This is a genomic window from Halopseudomonas sp. (assembly GCF_041579695.1).
Classification (GTDB): domain Bacteria; phylum Pseudomonadota; class Gammaproteobacteria; order Pseudomonadales; family Pseudomonadaceae; genus Halopseudomonas.
The window spans coordinates 1-2285 of sequence record NZ_JBFGFI010000182.1; the positions used below are offsets into that span (position 1 = coordinate 1).

At 60.7% G+C, this 2285-nt stretch carries 2 protein-coding genes; one reads left to right on the forward strand and one right to left on the reverse strand.

Going from position 1 to position 2285, the window contains the following annotated elements; all coding sequences use genetic code 11:
* Positions 1–239: 239 nt before the first annotated feature.
* Positions 240–533: a GIY-YIG nuclease family protein gene (locus ABYA88_RS16175; RefSeq protein ID WP_373188412.1), complete on the reverse strand. Its 294-nt coding sequence runs from the start codon at positions 531–533 to the stop codon at positions 240–242.
* A gap of 186 nt (positions 534–719) precedes the next feature.
* Between ABYA88_RS16175 and ABYA88_RS16180 the strand changes: the two genes are divergently transcribed.
* Positions 720–2285: ABC transporter ATP-binding protein (locus tag ABYA88_RS16180; RefSeq protein WP_373188413.1), on the forward strand; the 1566-nt coding region annotated here is incomplete at its 3' end.

Sequence of the window (2285 nt, forward strand, 5' to 3'; positions counted from 1 at the left end):
CCCAGCTCCGCAGCCCCCGCCAACTCACACCAATTTCCCCGCAAACCTCATACTCGCCAACTCACCCCAACCTGCCCGCAAACGTCATCCTCGCGAACGCGGGAATGACGGGGCCAGAGCGCGCACGCCGCTCACAAACCAAACTCCGCATCCCCCCCCAACCGTCATCCTCGCGAACGCGGGGATCCATTTTCAGGGTGTAAAAAAGCGGGGTTATGCATTATCAAAGCGGCTGGCCCTCACTCCCCCAGAATCTCATCCCAAAGATCCCGCCACTCGGGATTACTAGTCTCCACCAAATCCAACTTCCACTCCCGGCGCCACTTCTTCAACGCCTTCTCCCGACAAATCGCCGACTCCATACAAACATGCTGCTCATACCAGACCAGATCCTTGACCCCATAACGCGCGGTAAAGCCACCCAGCGCTCCTTCACGGTGCTGCCAGGCTCGCTGCAGCAGATTCGTAGTTACCCCCACATACAAAGTCCCGCGACGCCCCGAAGCCATCACATAAACCGCTGGTTGTTTCATGCCCAACCTCCTTGTCTGCACCCACCCCCACCCTAACCCGACCACCGCCATCGATCACGGAATCACCTCACAGAACGAGCGGAAACCGGTACAGTCCGGGCATAACCGGTCACATCTGTACCCTTGAGCCGCCTGCCTCCAACCCCGCATAATGCCGCCCTAGCTCTAACCACTCAGGCCGCCTTCATGTTTCGCTGGTTCGAAAAACGACTCGACCCCTTTCCCCCGGAAGAGCCGCGCGAACCACCGCGCACGCTGCTTGCGTTCTGCCTGTACTTTACCCGCGGCACCTGGCGCTATTTGGGCACGGCCGCTCTGCTGATGGCTGCGATTGCCGCTACCGAAGTGTGGCTGTTCAGTTTTCTCGGCAACATTGTCGACTGGCTCTCCGTACAGGACCGCGACACCCTGCTGCAGGATCAGGGTTGGAAGCTCGCCGGTATGGCAGCGCTTGTGCTCATCCTGTTGCCGCTGATGATCCTTGCCAACTCGCTGGTCAGCCATCAGACCCTGATGGGCAACTACCCGATGCGCATCCGCTGGCTGGTGCACCGCTACCTGCTCAAGCAATCCATGGCGTTCTATCAGGACGAATTCGCCGGCCGCATCGCTACCAAACTGATGCAGACAGCTCTCGCCGTGCGCGAGTGCGTGATCAAGCTGATCGACGTGCTCAACTATGTTGTCGTCTATTTTCTCGGCACGCTGGTCGTCGTCGGCATTGCCGACTGGCGGCTGACACTGCCGATGCTCGCCTGGCTCCTGGGCTACATCCTGCTGATGCGCTATTTCATCCCACTGATGGGCAAGGTTGCCGAACAGCAGGCCGATGCGCGCTCGATGATGACCGGCCGCATCGTCGACAGCTATACCAATATCCAGACGGTCAAACTCTTTTCTCACTCCCGCCGCGAAGCCACCTATGCACGCGAAGGCATGGGCAGTTTCATGCACACCGTCTACCGGCAGATGCGTCTGGTCACCTGGGTCAACAGCCTGCTGTACATGCTCAACGGCCTGCTGCTGGTCAGCGTTACCGCCCTGGCGATCTGGCTGTGGATCAATGAAGCCGCCACGATTGGCGCCGTCGCGGTCGCGACCGGCCTGGTGTTGCGTCTGTGGGGGATGTCCCAGTGGATCATGTGGGAACTGTCTGCGCTGTTCGAAAACATCGGCACCGTGCAGGACGGCATCAACTCCATTTCCCGGCCGCAAGTGGTCAACGACGCCCCCGATGCCCCGCCTCTTCTGGTCGACCAGGGCGAAATCCGCTTCGACCATGTGCGCTTTCACTACGGCAAGGAACAGGGCGTATTCGAGGATCTGCACCTGCATATCAAGGCAGGCGAGAAGATCGGCCTGGTCGGACGCTCCGGCGCCGGCAAGTCGACGCTGGTCAATCTGCTGCTGCGTTTCTATGACGTTGCCGGCGGTCAGATCCTGATCGATGGCCAGAATATCGCCGGCGTCACCCAGGACTCCCTGCGCCAGCACATCGGCATGGTCACCCAGGACACCTCCCTCCTGCATCGCTCGGTGCGTGACAACATCCTCTACGGCCGTCCCGACGCAGACGAGAGCATGCTCCTCCAGGCCGCCGAACAGGCGAAAGCCGAACACTTCATCCGTGACCTGGAAGACGCCAAGGGACGCAGCGGCTTTGACGCCCATGTCGGCGAACGCGGCGTCAAGCTCTCCGGTGGCCAGCGCCAGCGTATAGCCATCGCGCGCGTCATGCTCAAGGATGCGCCG